This window comes from Leisingera sp. F5, from assembly GCF_001593695.1.
Window position 1 is genome coordinate 1 of the sequence record NZ_LUKH01000266.1, and the last position, 3,208, is coordinate 3,208.

General features: G+C 65.1%; 3 protein-coding genes. All 3 read right to left on the minus strand.

Features of this window, described 5'->3' with window-relative positions; genetic code table 11:
• The coding region (locus tag A2I95_RS28585) for a Zn-dependent alcohol dehydrogenase (protein ID WP_291735358.1) at nt 1–1,053 on the minus strand (1,053 nt) is incomplete at its 3' end.
• An 89-nt stretch (nt 1,054–1,142) separates the two neighbouring features.
• Nucleotides 1,143–2,306 (minus strand): TCR/Tet family MFS transporter, encoded by a 1,164-nt coding sequence (locus tag A2I95_RS28590; RefSeq protein WP_291735360.1) that lies wholly within the window; start codon nt 2,304–2,306, stop codon nt 1,143–1,145.
• Between the two features lie 108 nt (nt 2,307–2,414).
• Nucleotides 2,415–3,208 (minus strand): lyase family protein (locus tag A2I95_RS28595; RefSeq protein WP_291735359.1); only part of this gene is annotated, 794 nt, incomplete at its 5' end.

Below are 3,208 nucleotides of genomic sequence, written 5' to 3' on the forward strand. Positions count from 1 at the left end.
AGTCTTGGTGTCGGCGATGGCCTCGTTGATCTGCTCCAAAGACCAGCGCCCCGAGATCAGCTCGTCCAGTTTCAGGCGGCCCTGCTGGTAGAGATCCACCATCCACGGGATATCGCGCTGGATCACCACGTCCCCCATTTTGGACCCGATCAGCCCCTGGCCCACAGCCGCCAGAACCACCGGTTCGTAGGCAGCCTTGGCACCGGAGTGCGGCATCCCGATCAGCACCGCCTTGCCGCCGCGCGCCAGGTAGCGGGGGGCCTGGTCATAGGCCGGTATGGCGCCAACGGTGATCAGCACCGCATCAGCGCCGCGGCCGCCAAGCGCCTTGTATGCAGACTTCCAGGGTTTTTCTTCGGTGGCGAGAACACCATGGGTGGCGCCGAATTCCTTGGCGATTTCCAGCTTCTCGGGGCTCATATCCACTGCAACGATGCGGCGGGCGCCGGCGATGCGGGCGCCCTGAATGGCATTGAGGCCGACGCCGCCCGCGCCGATCACCACCACATCCTGACCCGCGCGGAGCTGAGCAGCATTGACCACCGCACCCACGCCGGTGATTACCCCGCAGGAGACCAGCGCCGCGACATCCTTGCCCATGTCTTCCGGGATCTTCACGATCTGGCGCTGGTCCACCACGACCTTCTCGGCAAAGGCGCCGCAGGCCATGGCCTGATCCAGCGGCTTGCCGTCGGCGGTTGTCAGCGGGCCGCGCACGGTGTCATGCGGCGTTTCACAAATTACCGGCCTGCCGCTTGCGCAGGAGGGGCAGGTGCCGCAGCTGCGGATCAGGGTCACGACGACCGGGTCGCCGGTCTTGAATCCGGTGATGCCGCTGCCCAGGGCGGTGATCACACCGGCAGCCTCATGCCCGTAGACGGCAGGCAGATGCCCGCCCCAGGCGCCCTCGGCAAAGGAAATGTCGCTGTGGCAGATGGCAACCGCGTCCAGCGTGACCTCGACCTCGCCCATTCCAGGCGGCGCCAGCTGCACCTCCTCGATCACCAGCGGGGCGCCGAATTCATGGCAGACGGCGGCTTTGATGGTTTGCATGTTCTTTCTCCCCGTTTTCAGGCAGCGTGGCGCGGTGGGCGCCCCGCAAGCAAGCTGGAATGCGGCAGCGGCGCGGCAGAGCGGCGCTTTTACGCGACGGAAGTCTTGCTGCGCAGGAACACTAAGCAGCCGATCGCCATCATCAGCAGCGCCAGCAGGAACGGCGCGCCAGGCAGGTAGAGGCCGGCGCCTTCGCCGGTGAAGCGGGCAAACACCGCCGTCATCATCAGCGGTGACAGGATCATCGCCAGCGCATTGACGGCGGTCACTACGCCTTGCAGTTCACCCTGCTGGTTGTCCTCAACCGCCTGTGCCATCATTCCTTGCAGCGCGGGCTGGACAACTGCCCCCAGGGCCGAGACCGGGATCAGCAGCAATGCAAGGGTGCCGCTGGAAATAAACGCGAGAATGCCAAAGGCGATGAAGTCAAACAGCTGCCCCCAGATCACCGTCCGCCGCTCGCCGAACCAGATCACTGCATAGCGCAGCAGCCAGCCCTGCACCAAAGCCATCGAGATACCGTAGACCGCCAGCGACAGGCCGATCACCTGCGGCTGCCAGCCGAAACGTTCCAGCGTGAAATAGGCCCAGATCGCAGGGTAGACATAGATCGCAACAGAATAGAGGAAATAGACCCACAACAGCGGCTTGATGCCCGGGATGCGCCCGACTGCGCGGAAGGCGCCAAACGGGTTGGCGCGGCGCCAATCAAAGGGACGGCGGTTCTTCTCCTGCACCGTTTCGCCCATCACAAACCAGCCGAAAGCGAAATTCACCAGCACCAGAACCGCAGCGGCATAAAACGGCGCCCGCGTGCCCAACTCGCCCAGCAGCCCGCCCATCAGCGGCCCCAGCACAAATCCGGCACCAAAGGCCGCACCCAGCAGGCCGAAATTGGCGGCCTTCTTTTCCGGCGGCGAAATGTCGGCGATATAGGCGCCCGCTGTCGAATGCGTCGCGGCGGTGATCCCGCCCAGAATGCGGCCCAGAAGCAGCAGCCACATAGTGCCGGCAAGGGCCATGATCAGATAGTCCAGCGCCATCACAAACAGCGACACCAGCAGCACCGGCCTGCGCCCCACCGCGTCGGACAGGCTGCCGAGGACCGGGCTGAACAGGAACTGCATCACTGCAAAGACAGTGCTGAGCACACCGCCCCAAACTGCTGCCTGCGCCAGCGAGCCGCCCTGCACCCCGGTTATCAGGCCGGGCATTACCGGCATGATCAGCCCGATGCCCATGGCGTCGATCATCACAGTCGCCAGGACAAAGACGAGGGATAGGCGGCTATGGCGTTCAGCCCTGCCGCCCTCGTCCGTTTTTGCCGGCAGCACAGGCAATTCTGCTCTCCTTAGCGGATTCTATTCGCCGCCCAGTTCTTCTGTCTTCTTGGCAAATTGCAAGGCTTCCCACGGAGCCCGGCCCATCTGCTGCGCCGGATCAAACAGGGCTGCCGCGTCCAGATCCGGGTACGCCAGCGCCACCAGCTCCTGCAGCGGGGTTCGTGTGGACTGCGCTTCCTGGCACAGCATCTTGACCGCCGCCTGCGCATCTGGCCGCGGCATCTTTGCGGCGAGGGCAAAACTCAAAGCCTCGGCGTGGATCATGCCCAGCCCGTCCGACAACGCGGATGCCATGGCCGCCGCATTCGGTGCGAGGCCGGCGCAGAGCGCCCTTCCGGTCTTTGCCGCACTGGCTGCGCCCAGCACGATTTGGGGCAGGCACATCCATTCAGTGAACCAGGCCGCCCCGTCACGCTGATGCTGCTGGATTGAAGCGCCCTGCAGGACGGAAAGCAGACCGCTGCCCTGCCGCGCCAGCGCCGCCAGAACCGAAGGCGCCACCGGGTTCTGTTTCTGCGGCATGGTTGAGGACGCGCCGGCACCACCCAGCGAAATCTCGCCGATACCGCTTTGCGCCAGCGCGGTGCCGTCCTCTCCCAGCTTGCCGAATGCCAGCGTCACGCGCGCCAGCCAGTCCGCAATCCGCAAGACCGGTGTGCGGTCAGTATGCCAGCTGCACCCCGGATCGCCCAGCCCCAGCCCATTGGCCATGGCCGCGCGTACTTCGGCTGCTTTCGGTCCCAATGTAGATGAGGTTCCCGCAGCGCCCGACAAGGACACCAGCAGGCAGGAGCGGCGCAAGCCAGGCAGTT

Excerpts from the sequence above, each read along its gene's own strand:
- A2I95_RS28590 (WP_291735360.1), bottom strand. The coding sequence starts at position 2,306 with ATGATCGACGCCATGGGCATCGGGCTGATCATGCCGGTAATGCCCGGC.